This is a genomic window from Pseudomonas abieticivorans (genome assembly GCF_023509015.1).
Classification (GTDB): domain Bacteria; phylum Pseudomonadota; class Gammaproteobacteria; order Pseudomonadales; family Pseudomonadaceae; genus Aquipseudomonas; species Aquipseudomonas abieticivorans.
Genome location: NZ_CP094975.1, coordinates 2,132,807 through 2,150,595 on the forward strand (window position 1 = coordinate 2,132,807; position 17,789 = coordinate 2,150,595).

At 61.8% G+C, this 17,789-nt stretch carries 15 protein-coding genes; 9 read left to right on the forward strand and 6 right to left on the reverse strand.

Going from position 1 to position 17,789, the window contains the following annotated elements:
* Positions 1–27 precede the first annotated feature (27 nt).
* From L9B60_RS09540 to L9B60_RS09555, 4 genes are read right to left on the reverse strand one after another with little or no spacing between them, the layout of a single operon-like run.
* Complete coding sequence (locus L9B60_RS09540) at positions 28–555, reverse strand: pilus assembly protein PilP (RefSeq protein WP_249678240.1); 528 nt, start codon at positions 553–555, stop codon at positions 28–30.
* Positions 552–1,175 (reverse strand): type 4a pilus biogenesis protein PilO, encoded by a 624-nt coding sequence (gene pilO, locus L9B60_RS09545; RefSeq protein ID WP_249678241.1) that lies wholly within the window; start codon positions 1,173–1,175, stop codon positions 552–554. The genes L9B60_RS09540 and pilO overlap by 4 nt, the downstream gene beginning before the upstream one ends.
* Positions 1,172–1,738: a PilN domain-containing protein gene (locus tag L9B60_RS09550; RefSeq protein ID WP_249678242.1), complete on the reverse strand. Its 567-nt coding sequence runs from the start codon at positions 1,736–1,738 to the stop codon at positions 1,172–1,174. Before L9B60_RS09550 ends, pilO begins: the two co-directional genes overlap by 4 nt.
* The gene (locus L9B60_RS09555) at positions 1,738–2,802 is read right to left on the reverse strand and encodes a pilus assembly protein PilM (protein ID WP_249678243.1); all 1,065 of its coding nucleotides are present in this window, start codon (positions 2,800–2,802) and stop codon (positions 1,738–1,740) included. Before L9B60_RS09555 ends, L9B60_RS09550 begins: the two co-directional genes overlap by 1 nt.
* A gap of 184 nt (positions 2,803–2,986) precedes the next feature.
* On the opposite strand from L9B60_RS09555, the gene L9B60_RS09560 reads away from it, so the two are divergent.
* Positions 2,987–5,413, forward strand: coding sequence for a penicillin-binding protein 1A (locus L9B60_RS09560; protein ID WP_438866135.1), 2,427 nt, complete (start codon positions 2,987–2,989; stop codon positions 5,411–5,413).
* A 155-nt stretch (positions 5,414–5,568) separates the two neighbouring features.
* On the opposite strand, the gene L9B60_RS09565 is transcribed toward L9B60_RS09560, so the two are convergent.
* Positions 5,569–6,837, reverse strand: coding sequence for a malic enzyme-like NAD(P)-binding protein (locus L9B60_RS09565; RefSeq protein WP_249678245.1), 1,269 nt, complete (start codon positions 6,835–6,837; stop codon positions 5,569–5,571).
* Positions 6,838–7,076: 239 nt separating this feature from the next.
* A complete protein-coding gene (gene rpmE, locus L9B60_RS09570) occupies positions 7,077–7,295 on the reverse strand; it encodes a 50S ribosomal protein L31 (protein ID WP_249678246.1) in 219 nt (72 codons plus the stop codon).
* A gap of 177 nt (positions 7,296–7,472) precedes the next feature.
* Between rpmE and L9B60_RS09575 the strand changes: the two genes are divergently transcribed.
* The 8 genes from L9B60_RS09575 (at position 7,473) to phaZ (ending at position 17,789) form a co-directional block, all read left to right on the forward strand.
* The gene (locus tag L9B60_RS09575; protein ID WP_249678247.1) at positions 7,473–9,692 is read left to right on the forward strand and encodes a primosomal protein N'; all 2,220 of its coding nucleotides are present in this window, start codon (positions 7,473–7,475) and stop codon (positions 9,690–9,692) included.
* 201 nt (positions 9,693–9,893) lie between these two features.
* Positions 9,894–11,630, forward strand: a complete 1,737-nt coding sequence (argS, locus tag L9B60_RS09580; protein WP_249678248.1) for an arginine--tRNA ligase — start codon at positions 9,894–9,896, stop codon at positions 11,628–11,630.
* A gap of 1 nt (position 11,631) precedes the next feature.
* A complete protein-coding gene (locus tag L9B60_RS09585; RefSeq protein ID WP_249678249.1) occupies positions 11,632–12,327 on the forward strand; it encodes an SPOR domain-containing protein in 696 nt (231 codons plus the stop codon).
* A 172-nt stretch (positions 12,328–12,499) separates the two neighbouring features.
* The gene (gene hslV / locus L9B60_RS09590) at positions 12,500–13,030 is read left to right on the forward strand and encodes an ATP-dependent protease subunit HslV (RefSeq protein WP_249678250.1); all 531 of its coding nucleotides are present in this window, start codon (positions 12,500–12,502) and stop codon (positions 13,028–13,030) included.
* A gap of 72 nt (positions 13,031–13,102) precedes the next feature.
* A complete protein-coding gene (gene hslU / locus L9B60_RS09595; protein WP_249678251.1) occupies positions 13,103–14,434 on the forward strand; it encodes an ATP-dependent protease ATPase subunit HslU in 1,332 nt (443 codons plus the stop codon).
* Between the two features lie 137 nt (positions 14,435–14,571).
* The gene (locus tag L9B60_RS09600) at positions 14,572–14,949 is read left to right on the forward strand and encodes a gamma-butyrobetaine hydroxylase family protein (protein ID WP_249678252.1); all 378 of its coding nucleotides are present in this window, start codon (positions 14,572–14,574) and stop codon (positions 14,947–14,949) included.
* 248 nt (positions 14,950–15,197) lie between these two features.
* Positions 15,198–16,877 carry a class II poly(R)-hydroxyalkanoic acid synthase gene (phaC, locus tag L9B60_RS09605; protein WP_249678254.1) on the forward strand — a complete coding sequence of 560 codons (1,680 nt, stop codon included), beginning with the start codon at positions 15,198–15,200 and terminating at the stop codon, positions 16,875–16,877.
* A 54-nt stretch (positions 16,878–16,931) separates the two neighbouring features.
* Entirely contained in the window at positions 16,932–17,789 is an 858-nt protein-coding gene (gene phaZ / locus L9B60_RS09610) for a poly(3-hydroxyalkanoate) depolymerase (protein WP_249678255.1), read from the forward strand.

A 17,789-nucleotide genomic window follows, 5' to 3' on the forward strand; every position in this document is an offset into this window, starting at 1 on the left:
TTCCACTATGCATGCTTGACCCGGTTCTCATGAACGCTCTTTGAGGGGAATGGAGCGTGGCCGCTCCAGCCAGCCCCCTTCCCCGTCAGGAACAATTTCGACGACATCGACCTGCGAGTCGGTGATGGTAACGATGCGGCCTTCGTTGCGCCCCAGATAATCACCTACTTTGATCCGATAAACCCCGCCGGCACCCTTGATAAGGGCGAATTTGCCGGTGTCGTTGGCCAGCGTGCCGACCATCTCGAACTGCTCGATATTGAAGCCTTCGAGAAACTGCTTGACCCGCGTCGGGTCCGGCTTGACCTGCCTGGCCCCCTTCTGCCGGCTTGCCAGGTCGATCTTGATCGGTGGCTGGAACGGGCTGCGCAGGTTGGCGGCTTCATAGGTAAAGGCCTGGTACGGCGGGAACTGCGGGATCGGTTCGATCACACCCTTGGGCCGCGCCTTGACCTCGGCCATGAAGGCCTTGAGGTCGGCAAAGTCACCACTGTCGCCGCAACCGCTCAACAGCAACACCCAGGCCACCAATACACCACTGAGGAGCGCTTTCATTTCTGCAGCCCCTTGTCGTTGTAGCGGTAGGTCTTGGCCAGGATGCTCATGCGCAACTGGTTGGGGTTGGTATCGGCCACAGGCTTAACTTCAAAGTCATGCAGGGTCACGATGCGCGGCAAACTGGCGACGCCGCTGACGAACGTCGCCAGGTCGTGATAGCTGCCGGTCACTGTGATCTGTATCGGCAGCTCGATATAAAACTGCTGGGTGACTTCGGGCAGCAGCTTGATCTCTTCGAACTCAAGCCCGGCGCCCAAGCCGGTGCGCGTGATGTCTTCGAGCAGCCCCGGCACCTCGGTGTCGCTGGGCAGTTGGCGCAGCATGGCGCCAAAGGAGGTTTCCATCTCCTTCATCTGTTCGGTGTAGGTTTCCAGATTGGCCGCCAGGAAGGCCTTTTTCGTGTACTGATCTTTCAGCGTGGCCTCTTCGGCACGCTTCTGGTCCAACTGGGCATCCAGATCACTGATATGGAAGTTGTACCCAAGGCCCAGGATCAAGGCCATCACCAGTACCCCGGCAATCGTCTTGACCGCCACGGGCCACGAGCCCAGGTTGTTCAGGTCCAGATCACTGAGTTCGACCTTGCGCAGGTCTTCCAGCCATTGCGAGATATTCATTTGGCGTCGCCCTCCAGTGGTGGGCGAGTCTGGCGTACCGACAACTGGAAATTGTTGTTTTGCGCCACTTCACCGTTGGGCTTGGCCTTGACCTCGGCCAGTGTCGGCGCCTCGAGCCAGGGCGACGCTTCCAGGTTGCGCATCAAGTCGGATACACGATTGTTGGATTCGGCGGTGCCAGCGATGGCAATGTTCTTGTCGACCATCTTCACATCGGAAAAATACACCCCGTCCGGCAGGGTGCGCGCCAACTGATCGAAGATCCGCCCGATGACCGGCCGGTTACCTTGCAGGTCTTCGATGATCTTCATGCGCTCCAGCAATTGCTGGCGGCGTACCTTGAGCTCGCTGATCTGCTTGATGCGGCCATCGAGCACGGTGATTTCCTTTTGCACGAACTCGTTGCGCGCCGTCTGCCGGTCGATCTGGCTGTCGTAGTACTGGTCGGTGAGCAAAATGATGCCCACACCCGCCACGACCACGCCGGCCAATGCCGTGAGGAAGCGTTTCTTGCGTTCTTCGCGCAGCTGCTCGCGCCACGGCAGCAGGTTGATCCTTGCCATCAGTCAAAGCTCCTCAGCGCCAGGCCGCAGGCAATCATCAGGGCCGGCGCATCGCTGGCCAGCGCACCGGCATTGACCTTGCTGCTCAAGGCCATGTCGGCGAAGGGGTTGGCAACCATGGCCGGGGTGCCCAGGCGCAGCTGAATCAGGTGATCGAGCCCGGAGATGGACGCGGTGCCGCCGGCCAGCATGATGTAGTCGACCGCATTGAACTGGCCGGCCGCGAAGAAAAACTGCAGGGAGCGCGATACCTGCTGCACCACGGCATCCTTGAACGGCTGCAACACTTCGGCGTTGTAGTCGTCCGGCAGGCCGCCCTGCTTCTTCGCAAGCCCCGCTTCTTCCATCGACAAGCCGTAGCGGCGCTGGATTTCTTCGGTCAGCTGGCGGCCGCCGAACAGTTGCTCGCGGGTATAGATGATGCGGCCGTTGTGCAGCACGCTGAGGGTGGTCATGGTGGCGCCGATGTCGACCACCGCCACGGTGAGCGGCTTGTCGCCGTCCACCAGTTGCTCGGTCAGCAGGCCAAACGCGCGCTCCAGGGCATAGGCCTCGACATCGACCACTCGCGCACTGAGCCCGGCCAACGCCAGGGCGGCTTCGCGCACCTCGACGTTTTCCTTGCGGCAGGCCGCCAGCAGCACGTCGACGCGCTCGGGGTTGCGGGCCGAATAGCCCTGCACCTCGAAGTCGATGGCCACCTCTTCAAGCGGATAGGGGATGTACTGGTCGGCCTCGACCTTGAGCTGGTTTTCCATGTCGTCTTCGGACAAGGTGGCGTCCATTTCGATGATCTTGGTGATCACCGCGGAGCCAGCCACGGCCACGGCTGCGCTTTTGCAGGACGAGTGGGCCTTGACCAGCACGCGACTGATCGCCTGCCCGACCCCTTCGAGTTCAGCAATGTTTTTTTCAACCACGGCATTGGCCGGCAACGGTTCGACGGCGTAGGCCTCGACCTTGTAGCGGTTACCGGTACGGCTGAGTTCCAGCAGCTTCACCGAGGTGGAGCTGATGTCGATCCCCAAAAGCGAATTCGCTTTCTTGCTGAAGAGTCCAAGCACAACCGATTCCCTATTACTATCCGTGACTTACGGAATCTTTATAGTAGAGGGCATTTAATAGCAGTCTTGACAGAAGCGCAAATGACGCTTCGTACCGAAAAATGCTTATAATGCCCAGCGCTTTTTTCCCTGTCGCCGGCTGTGCGCCTAACCCATTCTTTTATCTGGAAATCCAAAAGCCTTGATACGTTTGCTGAAGTTTTTCGGGTGGTCTTTCCTCGCTGTTTTCTGCGCGCTGGCGCTCGGTCTGAGCGGTGCCTACCTCTATCTTAGCCCTGGTCTGCCGTCTGTTGAGACGCTCAAGAGCGTGCAACTGCAAATCCCGCTTCGGGTCTACAGCAGTGATGGCAAACTCATAGCAGAGTTCGGTGAAATGCGCCGTTCGCCGATTAAGTTCGCCGACATCCCGCCGCACTTCATCCAGGCCCTGCTCTCGGCCGAAGACGACAATTTCGAAAACCACTATGGCGTCGACCCCAGCAGCCTGGTGCGCGCCGCTGCCCAGCTGTTCAAAAGCGGGCACATTCAGACCGGCGGTAGCACCATCACCATGCAGGTGGCGAAAAACTACTTCCTCAGCAGCGAGCGTAGCTTCTCGCGCAAAACCAATGAAATCCTGTTGGCCTTGCAGATCGAGCGTCAGTTGACCAAGGACGAGATCCTCGAGCTGTACGTGAACAAGATCTACCTGGGTAACCGTGCCTACGGTATCGAAGCTGCCGCCCAGGTGTACTACGGTAAATCGATTCGGGATGTGAGCCTGGCGCAGATGGCGATGATCGCCGGCCTGCCCAAGGCCCCGTCACGCTTCAACCCGTTGGCCAACCCCGTGCGCGCCAAAGAGCGCCGCGACTGGATCCTGGGCCGTATGTTCAAGCTTGGCAAGATCACCGATGCGGACTACCAGGCCGCCCTGGCCGAGCCTATCAATGCCAGCTACCACGTGCCGACGCCTGAGCTGAACGCACCGTGGATCGCCGAGATGGCTCGCGCCGAAATGGTCGGGCGCTATGGCGCCGAGGCCTATACCGAAGGCTTCCGGGTAACCACCACCGTGCCGAGCAACCTGCAGGACGACGCCAACAAGGCGGTCTCCGACGGGCTGATCGCCTACGACCAGCGCCACGGCTACCGTGGCCCGGAATCGCGCCTGCCGGGCAAAACCCGCGAAGCGTGGATCACCGAGCTTGGCAAGCAGCGCCCCCTCAACGGCCTGGAGCCGGTCATCGTCACCCAGGTGGACCGTGGCGGGCTGAGCGTGATCAATCGCGACGGCAAGCAGGAGCACGTGGCTTGGGACACCATGAAATGGGCCCGCCCATTCCTGAATACCAACAGCATGGGCCGGATGCCGACACAACCTTCGGACGTGGCACAAGTGGGCGACCTGATCCGCGTGCAGCGTCAAGCCGATGACAGCCTGAAATTCAGCCAGGCACCTACCGCACAGAGCGCGCTGGTGTCCCTGGACCCGCAAAATGGCGCCATCCGTGCACTGGTCGGCGGCTTCGCCTTCGAGCAGAGCAACTACAACCGCGCCATGCAGGCCAAGCGCCAGCCGGGTTCGAGCTTCAAGCCGTTCATCTACGCCACCGCCCTGGACAACGGTTACACGCCGGCCAGCCTGGTCAACGACGCACCGATCGTGTTCGTCGACGAGTACCTGGACAAGGTCTGGCGGCCGAAAAACGACACCAACACCTTTCTGGGCCCCATCCGCCTGCGCGAAGCGCTGTACAAGTCGCGCAACCTGGTCTCGATCCGCTTGCTGCAAGCCTTGGGCGTGGATCGCACCATCGACTACATCACCCGCTTTGGCTTCAACAAGCAGGACCTGCCACGCAACCTGTCGCTGGCACTGGGTACCGCGACGCTGACGCCAATGGAAATCGCCACCGGCTGGAGCACCTTCGCCAACGGCGGCTACAAGGTGAGCCCTTACCTGATCGAACGCATCGAAAGCCGCAGCGGCGACACCCTGTTCGTCGCCAACCCGGCGCGCGTGCCAGCCGACGAAACCAAGGCCAGCAGCGTACCGGTGGCCGCGCCAGAAACACCGGCGATCACCGACTCGGGCAACCCCAATGCCATCCAGGCGCCAGCGGTGGCCGAGCGCATCGTTGACGGGCGGACCACGTTTATCCTCAACAGCATGCTCGAGGACGTGATCAAGAAAGGTACCGGCCGCCGCGCCATGGCCCTGGGCCGCAGCGACCTGGCGGGCAAGACCGGTACCACCAACGATTCCAAGGATGCTTGGTTCTCGGGCTACAACGCCGACTACATGACCACCGTGTGGACCGGTTTCGACCAGCCGGAGACCCTGGGCCACAAGGAGTTTGGCGGCACCGTGGCACTGCCGATCTGGATGAGCTACATGGGCGCGGCGCTCAAGGACAAGCCAGCGCACACCCAAGCGGAACCCGAAGGCATCGTCAGCCTGCGGGTAGACCCGGTCAGCGGACGCGCCGCCAGCCCGAGCACGCCGAACGCCTACTTCGAGCTGTTCAAGAGCGAAGACACGCCGCCGTCGGTCAACGAACTGGGCAACGGCTCTGCGCCAGGCAGCCCGCTGCCGGCGGACGAGTCGGCGCCGATCGATTTGTTCTGATGTAGCGCGGTGCTCTTTCGCGGACAAATCCGCTCCTACTGGCACTGTAGGAGCGGATTTATCCGCGAAGCCCCCCCCCCCCACACGGTTCGGCTTAAAACAAAAAAAGCCCCGACTCTCACGAGCCGGGGCTTTTTATTGAGCGCTACAACGGCTTAGCCGTTGAACACGTCGTCCACGCTTTTGAGCGGGTAGTTGCTTGGGTACGGCAGGGTCGCCACACCGGTCTCGATCGCGGCCTTGGCCACGGCGTCGGAGATCACGGTGATCAAGCGGGCGTCCATTGGCTTCGGAATGATGTACTCACGCCCGAATTCCAGGGAGATGCCGCCATAGGCGTCGCACACTTCCTGTGGCACCGGCAACTTGGCCAGTTCACGCAGGGCGTTGGCCGCGGCGATTTTCATTTCTTCGTTGATGCGCTTGGCGCGAACGTCCAGGGCACCACGGAAGATGAACGGGAAGCCCAACACGTTGTTGACCTGGTTCGGGTAGTCCGAACGGCCGGTGGCCATGATCACGTCGTTGCGAGTGGCGTGAGCCAGCTCTGGCGAGATTTCCGGGTCTGGGTTGGAGCAGGCGAACACGATCGGGTTCGGCGCCATGCGGTTCAGGTTTTCCGGGCTCAGCAGGTTCGGGCCGGACAGGCCGACAAACACGTCAGCGCCTTCCATCGCGTCAGCCAGGCTGCGCTTCTCGGTGGCGTGGGCGAACACGGCCTTGTACTGGTTCAGGTCGTCACGGCCAGCGTGGATCACGCCGGTACGGTCGACCATGAAGATGTTTTCGATCTTGGCACCCATGCTCACCAGCAACTTCATGCAGGAGATAGCGGCCGCACCGGCGCCCAGGCAGACGATTTTTGCGTCTTCCAGGGTTTTGCCAGCGATTTCCAGGGCGTTGATCATGCCGGCGGCGGTCACGATAGCGGTGCCGTGCTGGTCATCGTGGAATACCGGGATGTCGCACTGCTCGATCAGGGCGCGCTCGATCTCGAAGCACTCAGGTGCCTTGATGTCTTCCAGGTTGATGCCGCCGAAGGTGATGGAGATGCGCTTCACGGTATCGATGAACGCTTGCGGGCTTTCGGAATCGACTTCGATGTCGAACACGTCGATACCGGCGAAACGCTTGAACAGAACGCCTTTACCTTCCATCACAGGCTTGGAAGCCAATGGGCCCAGGTTACCCAGGCCGAGGATGGCGGTGCCGTCTGAGATTACTGCAACCAGGTTGCCTTTGCCGGTGTACTTGTAGGCCAGTTCCGGGTCACGCGCGATTTCGCGGACCGGCTCGGCGACGCCCGGGCTGTAGGCCAGCGACAGGTCGCGGGCGGTGGCGGTAGGTTTGGTGAGCTCGACACTCAGTTTCCCAGGGCGAGGCTGGGCATGGTATTCGAGAGCGGCAGTTTTCAAATCTGACATGGTGGCGTTCCGCTTTTGCTATGGACTTTTCGGAGCGCCGAGGATACTCGCAGAGCCAAGACCCGACAAGACTGGTCGGTCACTGGTGTCAAGGGCCGCACCGTTAGACTTTCTGCCAAGGCCCACGGCTGGCGCGGGCTAGACTGTTCACAATCAAAACAAATAATGTCTACAATTTATTTTCCGGGCACAAAAAAACGCCCCGGAGGGCGCCTTTTCGTACAACTCGATCAGGAAGATCAGGCCTTTTTGGCACCGAAGCTGCCGAAACGAGTCTTGAAGCGGTCAACACGGCCGCCAACATCCAGAGTCTTCTGTTTGCCGGTGTAGAACGGGTGGCACTCGGAGCAAACGTCGAGGCTCAGTGGCTTGGCCAGAGTCGAACGGGTTTTGATGACATTGCCGCAGCTGCAGGTGGCGTCAATGGCTTCGTATACTGGATGGATATCAGCTTTCATGATTACTTCCTCAGGCTGCGTGCCGCCACTCAACACCATTGTTGAATACCGCACGTAATTAGGCCGCAAATCATACCAGACACTGTCAATGACGCAAGTTTTCACTTGTACCGACTGTCGTCTGCTAGGATTCGCCCCTGCCACACACTGCCTTTTGCCCCACTCGAGAACCCCCGCGTGCCCGACGTCATCCTGCGCCTCGCCCTGCCCTCACCGCTGCGCCGGCTGTTCGACTACCGGGCACCGGCAGGCATGAAAGCCGCCGATTTCGCCCCAGGCATGCGCCTGCGAGTGCCGTTTGGCCGCCGCGAAATGATTGGCATGCTGGTGGAAGTGGCCGACCATAGCGAAGTGCCGGCCGACAAGCTCAAGCCGGCCATCGCCCTGCTCGACCCGGTCACCCCGTTGCCGCCGGCGCTGTTCAAGTTGTGCCTGTGGACCGCGCAGTATTATCAGCACAGCCTGGGCGATACCTTGAGCTGGGCGCTGCCGGTGCTGCTACGCCAGGGCGAGCCGGCCGAGGCGCGCCAGGAACGCTTCTGGCAGGTGGCGCCCGGCGCACGCATGGACGATGCACGCATCAAAAACGCCCCCAAACAGCGTGAAGCCATGGCCACCCTGGCCCAGCACCCGCACGGCGTGCCGCATCAGCTATTAAGCAAGTTGGGGCTGAACAAGACCAGCCTGGATCTGTTGCTGGACAAGCACATGGTCGAGATCCAAGTACGCCGGCACGCCCCCGGGGCGCGCCACGAACGTTGGCTGGCCCAGCCCGAGCTGCCGCTGAACCCAGAGCAGCGCGCAGCCTTTGAAGCAGTGCGCGCCGGCTTTGACACCTTTCATGCCTTTTTGCTGGCCGGGGTCACGGGCAGTGGCAAGACCGAAGTCTACCTGCAGCTGATTCGCGAAACCCTGGAAGCCGGCAAGCAGGCGCTGGTGCTGATCCCGGAAATCAACCTGGGCCCGCAAACCCTGGCGCGCTTCGAGCAGCGATTCAACGCCCGCATCGCCCTGCTGCACTCGGCGGTCAACGACCGCGAGCGCCTGGACGCCTGGCTGGCGGCCCGCGACGGCGAGGCAGACATCATCATCGGTACGCGCTCGGCACTGTTCACGCCCATGAAGAACCCCGGCCTGATCATCATCGACGAAGAGCACGACGGCTCTTATAAGCAGCAGGAAGGCCTGCGTTACCACGCCCGCGACCTGGCTTTGGTACGCGCCCGCCAAGAAAACATTCCGATTGTGCTGGGCTCGGCCACGCCCTCGTTGGAAAGCCTGCACAACGCCTACACCGGGCGCTACGGCCTGCTGAAAATGGAACACCGCGCCGGCGGCGCACAGCCACCAAAATTCATGCGCCTGGACGTCAAGAGCCGGCCATTGGACAGCGGCATCAGCGGCCCGATGCAACAAGCCATCGGCCAGACACTGGCCAAGGGCCAACAGGTATTGGTGTTCCTGAACCGCCGCGGCTTTGCGCCGACGCTGTTGTGCCATGACTGCGGCTGGTTGTCCGAGTGCCCGCGCTGCGACGCGCGCACCACGGTGCACCAGCGTTCGCGCGAGCTGCGCTGCCACCACTGCGGTTACGTCGAACCGGTGCCGCGCCAGTGCCCCAAGTGCAACACCGTGGACCTGCGCCCGGTGGGCGCAGGCACCGAGCGCGCCGAAGAGCGCCTGAGCATCTTGTTCCCGGATTACCCAGTGTTGCGCGTCGACCGCGACAGCACCTCGCGCAAGGATGCGATGAATCAGTTGTTCGCCACCATCCAGAAGGGCCAGCCGTGCATTCTGGTCGGCACACAGATGCTTGCCAAAGGCCATCACTTCCCGCGAGTGACCCTGGTCTCGATCCTGGACGCCGACGGCGGGCTGTTTTCCGGCGATTTCCGCGCCAGCGAGCGCATGGCCCAACTGATCGTGCAGGTGGCTGGCCGCGCCGGGCGCGCCGAAGAGCCGGGCAAGGTGATCATCCAGACCCACCTGGCCGACCACCCGCTGCTGGTGCAACTGACCGAACAAGGTTACTTCGCCTTTGCCGAGCAAGCCCTGAGCGAGCGCCGCGCCGCCGGCCTGCCGCCGTTCGCGCACCTGGCGCTGCTGCGCGCCGAAGCCCATAAGCCGGGGCAAGCCGAAGCATTCCTGGACGAAGCCTGCAGCGCCGCCGAGCAACTATTGAACGACCTGAAGCTGGGCGGCATCGAACTTCTCGGCCCGGTCCCGGCCCCCATGGAACGCCGCGCCGGCCGCTATCGCGCCCAGCTACTCTTGCAAGCCGGTGCCCGCGCACCGCTGCATCGGCTGCTCAGCAGTTGGTTGCTGCACCTGGAGCAGATGCCTGCGGGGCGGCAAGTACGCTGGTCGTTGGATGTCGATCCGGTAGACCTTTATTGACGCGGTGTTTTTTCGCAGATCAATCAGCGCCTAAAGGTGCGCTGCAACCCCCGTAGGAGCGGATTTATCCGCGAGCCAGGCGACGCGATCCGGCCATTGGGCGCATCACCGGTTGGCAACCCGGACATAGCCACGGATAATACCCCGTTTTTCCACCCGCGCTTCCAGGCGCCGCCGCGCTTGCGGTCGAAAGAGAGCCCCATGAAAGACACCATTCGCCAGCTGATTCAACAAGCCCTCGCCCATCTCGTCAAAGAAGGTGTGTTGCCTGAAGGCCTGACGCCGGCGATCCAGGTGGAAAACGCCCGGGACAAGAAAAACGGCGACTTCGCCAGCAACATCGCCATGATGCTGGCCAAGCCTGCAGGCATGAAACCCCGCGACCTGGCAGAGAAACTCATCGCCGCACTGCCGGCTGACGAGCAGATCAGCAAGGTCGAGATCGCCGGCCCCGGCTTTCTGAATTTCTTCCAGAACACCCAGGCCCTGGCGCAGCGCCTGGACGCCGCCCTGGCCGACGCCCGTGTCGGCGTACAAAAGGCCGGTAGCGCCCAGCGCGTGGTGGTCGACCTGTCGGCACCCAACCTGGCCAAAGAGATGCACGTGGGCCATTTGCGCTCCACCATCATTGGTGATGGCGTGGCACGCGTACTGGAGTTTTTGGGTGACACGGTGATCCGCCAGAACCACGTGGGCGACTGGGGCACCCAGTTCGGCATGTTGATGGCGTACCTGCAGGAAAACCCGATCACCAGCGACGAGCTGTCTGACCTGGAAAACTTCTACCGCGCGGCCAAGCAGCGTTTCGACGAGTCCGAAGCATTCGCCGACCGTGCCCGTGGCCTGGTCGTCAAGCTGCAGGCCGGCGACCCGGAATGCCTGGCGCTGTGGACCAAGTTCAAGGACATCTCGCTGTCGCACTGCCAGAAGATCTACGAGCTGTTGAACGTCAAGCTGACCATGGCCGACGTGATGGGCGAAAGCGCCTACAACGATGACCTGATCAACGTGGTCAACGACCTGAAGGCCGCCGGCATGCTGGTCGAGAGCAACGGCGCACAGTGCGTGTTCCTGGATGAGTTCAAGAACGCCGATGGCGACCCGCTGCCGGTGATCATCGTCAAGGCCGACGGCGGCTACCTGTACGCTACCACCGACCTTGCCGCCGTGCGCTACCGCAGCGGCAAGCTCAAAGCCGACCGCGCCCTGTATTTCGTCGACCAGCGCCAGGCGCTGCACTTCCAGCAGGTGTTCGCCGTGGCCCGCAAGGCCGGCTTCGTGACCCACCCCATGGAAATGGAACACATGGGCTTCGGCACCATGAACGGCGCTGACGGGCGCCCATTCAAAACCCGTGATGGCGGCACCGTGAAGCTGATCGACCTGCTGGTCGAAGCGCAGGAACGCGCCTACACGCTGGTAAAAGACAAGAACCCGACCCTGGCCGAAGATGAGTTGCGCAACATCGCCAAGGTGGTGGGCATCGGCTCGGTGAAATACGCCGACCTGTCCAAGCACCGCACCAGTGACTACAGCTTCAACTTCGACCTGATGCTCAACTTCGAAGGCAACACCGCGCCGTACCTGCTTTACGCCTTCACCCGCGTGGCCGGCATTTTCCGCAAGCTGGGCAAGGATTTCAGCGAGGTGCAAGGCCAGATCATCCTGGAGGCCGCGCAAGAGCAGGACCTGGCCGCGCGCCTGGCGCAGTTTGGCGAAACCCTGAACAACGTCGCCGAGAAAGGTACCCCCCACGTGCTGTGCAGCTACCTGTACGATGTGGCCGGGTTGTTCTCGAGTTTCTACGAGAACTGCCCGATCCTCTCCGCCGACTCGCCCGAGCAGCAGCAGAGCCGCCTGCGCCTGGCTGCCCTGACGGGTCGTACCCTCAAGCAAGGCCTGGAGTTGCTGGGCCTGGAAACATTGGAGCGTATGTAAGTTGGTTGCCAAGAAAAAACCTGCTCCCAAGCGTGGCGCCAGCCGTTACCAAGCTCCTGCAAAACAGCCGATCCCGGGATGGGTATGGATGGCGGTCGGCCTCACGGTCGGCGCCTTCATCGTGTTCCTGATGAAGCTGGACCCTGGCAAAGGTGACGACATCAAGCGCGTCAAGCCCGAGGCCCAGCAAAAGGCTGACCGTATCGCCGAGGCCAACAAGACGCCGCCAAGCCCGCAGCAACCGGTGAAGCCCAAATACGACTTCTACACCCTGCTGCCGGAGTCCGAGGTGATCGTGCCACCGGAAGCGGTGCCTGAGAAAACCCCGCCGATCCCGGCGCAACCGCCAGTGACCCCGGCGGAAGCGGCGAAGATCGACACGGCCAGAGCCCAGGCAGCCCTGAGCGGCCAGACCCCGCCGCCGCCGCCGGCGGTGATCAAGCCGGCCGCGACCACGCAGTTCTTCCTGCAGGCCGGCTCGTTCCGCAAGCAAACCGACGCCGACAAGGTGCGCGCGCAGATCATCCTGCTGGGCCAAGCCGTGGCAGTGGAGTCGGGCACGGTGAAAGATGAAACCTGGTACCGCGTGCTGGTCGGCCCGTTCAGCAACCGCGAACAGTTGAGCACCGCCCAGAAGCAACTGGCTGGCAGCGGCTTCAGCAACCTGCTGTTACAACAACGCCAGACCCGCCAGTAAGCGGCGCCTGTTTCCCGGGCACGCCCGGTCCCCCATTATTTTGTGGGACCAGGCGTGCCCGGGAAAGGCCGACTCGGTTTCGCCGTCCATCCGCAGCGCTTGAAATCCCCCTCCCCACCCCCATATGAGTTTCCATACAGGCATTTTCGCCTCGCTGCGTGGAGATTCTCCCTTGACCACCATCGTTTCAGTTCGTCGCCACGGCAAAGTCGTCATGGGCGGCGACGGCCAGGTTTCCCTCGGTAATACCGTGATGAAAGGCAACGCCAAAAAAGTGCGCCGCCTGTACCACGGCCAGGTGATTGCCGGTTTCGCCGGCGCCACTGCCGACGCCTTCACCCTGTTCGAGCGCTTTGAAGGCCAACTTGAGAAACATCAGGGCCACCTGGTGCGTGCCGCCGTGGAACTGGCCAAGGAGTGGCGTACCGACCGCTCCCTCAGCCGCCTGGAAGCCATGTTGGCCGTGGCCAACAAAGATGCCTCGCTGATCATCACCGGCAACGGCGACGTGGTCGAGCCTGAAGACGGCCTGATCGCCATGGGCTCCGGTGGCGCCTTCGCCCAGGCCGCCGCGCGCGCCCTGCTGATGAAGACCGACCTCTCGGCCCGCGAAATTGCCGAAACCGCGCTGGGCATTGCCGGCGACATCTGCGTATTCACCAACCACAACGTCACCATCGAGGAGCAGGACCTCGCCGAATAACGAGCTGTTCTGGCGCCCGCAGCCACTGCGGGCTTTCCCACGCTTGTTGATCTGCTAGAGGCCGCATACACCATGTCCATGACCCCCCGCGAAATCGTCCACGAACTCAACCGCCACATCATCGGCCAGGACGATGCCAAGCGCGCCGTCGCCATCGCCCTGCGCAACCGCTGGCGCCGCATGCAGTTGCCCGAAGAGCTGCGCGTGGAAGTGACCCCCAAGAACATCCTGATGATCGGCCCGACTGGTGTCGGCAAAACCGAGATCGCCCGCCGCCTGGCCAAGCTGGCCAACGCGCCGTTCATCAAGGTCGAAGCCACCAAGTTCACTGAAGTGGGCTACGTGGGCCGTGACGTCGAATCGATCATTCGCGACCTGGCCGACGCTGCCATCAAGCTGCTGCGCGAGCAAGAGATCGTCAAGGTCAAGCATCGCGCCGAAGACGCCGCCGAAGAGCGCATCCTCGACGCCCTGCTGCCACCGGCACGCGGCTTCAGCGAAGAAGCGGCGCCCAGCGACTCCAATACCCGTCAGCTGTTCCGCAAGCGCCTGCGCGAAGGCCAGTTGGACGACAAGGAAATCGAGATCGAAGTGGCTGACGTCGCCGGGGTCGATATCTCTGCGCCGCCGGGCATGGAAGAAATGACCAACCAGCTGCAAAACCTGTTTGCCAACATGGGCAAGGGCAAGCGCAAAAGCCGCAAGATCAAGGTCAAGGAAGCGCTCAAGCTGGTGCGCGACGAAGAGGCCAGCCGCCTGGTCAATGACGAAGAGCTCAAGGCCAAAGCGCTGGAAGCTGTCGAGCAACACGGCATTGTGTTCATCGACGAAATCGACAAAGTGGCCAAGCGCGGCAATTCCGGCGGCGTCGATGTGTCCCGCGAAGGCGTGCAGCGCGACCTGCTGCCACTGATCGAGGGCTGCACGGTGAACACCAAGCTGGGCATGGTCAAAACCGACCACATCCTGTTCATTGCCTCTGGCGCCTTCCACCTGAGCAAGCCCAGCGACCTGGTGCCCGAACTGCAAGGGCGCCTGCCGATCCGCGTGGAACTCAAGGCCCTGAGCCCGGAAGACTTCGAACGCATCCTCAGCGAACCGCACGCCTCGTTGACCGAGCAATACCGCGAGCTGCTGAAGACCGAAGGCCTGCAGATCGAGTTCGCTCCGGAAGGCATCAAGCGCCTGGCCGAAATCGCCTGGCAGGTGAACGAGAAAACCGAGAACATCGGTGCCCGTCGCCTGCACACGCTGCTTGAGCGCCTGCTGGAAGAAGTCTCGTTCAGCGCCGGCGACCTGGCCAGCGCCCACAGCGAAGCGCCGATCCGCATCGACGCCGAGTACGTCAACAGCCACCTGGGCGAATTGGCCGAGAACGAAGACCTGTCTCGTTATATTCTGTAAGCCTCAGCCCGCTCCCGTGTAGGAGCGGATTCATCTGCGAAGGGATCGCCGCACTGCGTCAGTAAAACCGCAGCGGCCTTTTCGCGGATCAATCCGCTCCTACAGTAAGGTAGGGCGTTGTTACAGAGATGCCTGCCATGACCAAACTCCCCACCGCGATCAACCTGCACAAAGCCTCGAAAACCCTCACGCTCACCTACGGGCCTGACGAAGTCTATGACTTGCCCGCCGAACTGCTGCGCGTGCACTCGCCTTCCGCCGAGGTCCAAGGCCACGGCAAACCCATCCTGCAATACGGCAAGCTCAATGTCGGCCTGAGCAAGATCGAACCCGCCGGGCAATACGCACTGAAATTGACCTTCGATGACGGCCATGACTCAGGATTGTTCACGTGGGACTACCTCTATCAGTTGGCTGTTCGTCAGGAATCCCTGTGGGCGGATTATTTGGAAGAGTTGAGAAGCGCCGGAAAATCCCGCGATCCTGCCGAATCCATCGTCAAGCTGATGCTCTAGCCCGCACCCCTTATTTTCTAGAGGGCATTTTCTAATTCTATTTGCTTGAATGCCTTGGCAAGGGAGCCGCCATGGGCTTCCTTGCGGTTTGCAAGAAAGTCGGGTAACCAATGCAAGTGGCAAGCTCTCTGCATCACAGGAGAGCTACACAACTGTTCGCTATCACTGGTCACCCGAGCAGTAGTACTGGGCATGTGACAGTGCAGAGCACATGGCAGTACTCGTCTCAGGACAACGGAGCGTCGTAGATGAGCAACAAGAACAGCGATGAGCTGAAGCATCAAGCCTCGGAAAACACCCTGGGCATGAACCCTATTATCGGCTTGCGTCGCAAAGACCTGCTGACCTCGGCCAGGATGGTGTTGCGTCAGGCGCTCAAGCAACCGCTGCACAGCGCCAAGCACGTCGCCCATTTTGGCGTGGAACTGAAGAATGTGATCTTCGGCAAGTCGGCCCTGCAACCGGAGGGTGATGACCGCCGCTTCGCAGACCCCGCCTGGAGCCAAAACCCGCTGTACCGCCGCTACCTGCAAACGTACCTGGCGTGGCGCAAAGAGCTGCATTCCTGGATCGATGAAAGCAGCCTGTCGCCACAGGATGTCGCCCGCGGGCACTTTGTCATCAACCTGATGACCGAGGCCATGGCCCCCACCAACAGCGCGGCCAACCCGGCGGCGGTCAAACGCTTCTTCGAAACCGGCGGCAAGAGCCTGCTCGACGGCCTTTCGCACCTGGCCAAGGACATCGTCAACAACGGTGGCATGCCCAGCCAGGTCAACATGGACGCCTTTGAAGTGGGCAAGAACCTGGGCACCAGCGAGGGCTCGGTGGTGTACCGCAACGACGTGCTGGAGCTGATCCAGTACCGGCCGATCACCGAGCAGGTGCTGGAGCGGCCGATGCTGGTGGTGCCGCCGCAGATCAATAAATTCTACGTGTTCGACCTGAGCCCGGAAAAAAGCCTGGCGCGCTTCTGCCTGCGCAACAACGTGCAGACCTTTATCGTCAGCTGGCGCAACCCCACCAAGGCGCAACGCGAATGGGGCCTGTCGACCTACATCGACGCCTTGAAAGAAGCGGTGGATGCGGTGATCGCCATCACCGGCAGCAAGGATGTGAACATGCTCGGCGCCTGCTCGGGCGGTATCACCTGCACCGCGCTGCTGGGCCACTACGCCGCCTTGGGCGAGAAAAAGGTCCACGCCCTGACCCTGCTGGTGAGCGTGCTGGACACCACCATGGATACCCAGGTGGCGCTGTTCGTCGACGAGCAGACCCTGGAGGCGGCCAAGCGCCACTCCTATCAGGCCGGCGTGCTGGAAGGCAGCGACATGGCCAAGGTGTTCGCCTGGATGCGCCCCAACGACCTGATCTGGAACTACTGGGTCAACAACTACCTGCTGGGCAACGAGCCGCCGGTCTTCGACATCCTGTTCTGGAACAACGACACCACGCGCCTGCCCGCCGCCTTCCATGGCGACCTGATCGAGATGTTCAAGAACAACCCACTGACCCGTGCCGACGCACTGGAAGTGTGCGGCACGCCAATCGACCTTAAAAAAGTCACCTGCGATATCTTTTCCCTGGCCGGCACCAACGACCACATCACCCCGTGGACTTCGTGCTACAAGTCGGCACAGCTGTTTGGTGGCAAAGTCGAGTTCGTGCTATCCAACAGTGGCCATATCCAGAGCATCCTGAACCCGCCGGGCAACCCCAAGGCGCGTTTCATGACCAACTCCGAAATGAGTTCAACCCCCAAGGACTGGCAGGAAAACTCCAACAAGCACACCGATTCCTGGTGGTTGCATTGGGCCGGCTGGTTGACCGAGCGCTCGGGCAAGCTGAAAAAGGCACCCACCACGCTGGGCGACAAGACGTTTACCGCAGGCGAGGCTGCACCCGGGACCTACGTGCATGAGCGTTGATGCATAGGGCCCTGGGCTGCGGCCCATCACACGATTATTAATAGGGCTTCGTGCATGCCGCTACCGTACGTCTTCAGAACCGTGAACATCGACGGTCAGATGATCCGCACCGCGGTACGCCCCGGCAAACCGCACCTGACGCCATTGCTGGTGTTCAACGGGATCGGCGCCAACCTGGAGTTGGTGTTCCCGTTTGTCCAGGCATTGGACCCGGACCTGGAAGTGATTGCCTTCGACGTACCGGGCGTGGGCGGCTCGTCCACGCCGCGCACGCCGTACCGGTTTCCCGGGTTGGCGCGGCTGACGGCACGGATGCTGGACTACCTGAACTACGGGCAGGTCAACGTGATCGGCGTGTCCTGGGGCGGCGCGTTGGCCCAGCAGTTTGCCTACGACCACCCCGAGCGCTGCAAAAAATTGGTGCTGGCCGCGACAGCCGCAGGTGCGGTGATGGTGCCGGGCAAGCCTAAGGTGCTGTGGATGATGGCCAGCCCCCGGCGCTACATCCAGCCCTCCCACGTAGTGCGTATCGCGCCGGAGATCTATGGCGGCGCGTTCCGGCGCAACCCGGACCTGGCCATGAACCATGCGAGCAAGGTGCGCTCCTCGGGCAAGCTGGGCTACTACTGGCAGCTGTTCGCCGGCCTTGGCTGGACCAGCATCCACTGGCTGCACAAGATCAACCAGCCGACCTTGGTGCTGGCCGGCGACGATGACCCGCTGATCCCCTTGATCAACATGCGCCTGCTGGCCTGGCGCATCCCCAATGCCCAGCTACACATAATCGACGATGGTCATCTGTTCCTGATCACCCGCGCCGAAGCAGTGGCACCGATCATCATGAAATTCCTCGAAGAAGAGCGCCAGCGTGCAGTGATGCACCCGCAACCGGCGCCCTTCAGCGGGCCGTAG

Coding starts and splice junctions, on each gene's coding strand:
- L9B60_RS09540 (WP_249678240.1), bottom strand. CDS start 555: ATGAAAGCGCTCCTCAGTGGTGTATTGGTGGCCTGGGTGTTGCTGTTG.
- pilO (WP_249678241.1), bottom strand. CDS start 1,175: ATGAATATCTCGCAATGGCTGGAAGACCTGCGCAAGGTCGAACTCAGT.
- L9B60_RS09550 (WP_249678242.1), bottom strand. CDS start 1,738: ATGGCAAGGATCAACCTGCTGCCGTGGCGCGAGCAGCTGCGCGAAGAA.
- L9B60_RS09565 (WP_249678245.1), bottom strand. CDS start 6,837: ATGTCAGATTTGAAAACTGCCGCTCTCGAATACCATGCCCAGCCTCGC.
- rpmE (WP_249678246.1), bottom strand. CDS start 7,295: ATGAAAGCTGATATCCATCCAGTATACGAAGCCATTGACGCCACCTGC.
- argS (WP_249678248.1), top strand. CDS start 9,894: ATGAAAGACACCATTCGCCAGCTGATTCAACAAGCCCTCGCCCATCTC.
- hslU (WP_249678251.1), top strand. CDS start 13,103: ATGTCCATGACCCCCCGCGAAATCGTCCACGAACTCAACCGCCACATC.
- L9B60_RS09600 (WP_249678252.1), top strand. CDS start 14,572: ATGACCAAACTCCCCACCGCGATCAACCTGCACAAAGCCTCGAAAACC.
- phaC (WP_249678254.1), top strand. CDS start 15,198: ATGAGCAACAAGAACAGCGATGAGCTGAAGCATCAAGCCTCGGAAAAC.
- phaZ (WP_249678255.1), top strand. CDS start 16,932: ATGCCGCTACCGTACGTCTTCAGAACCGTGAACATCGACGGTCAGATG.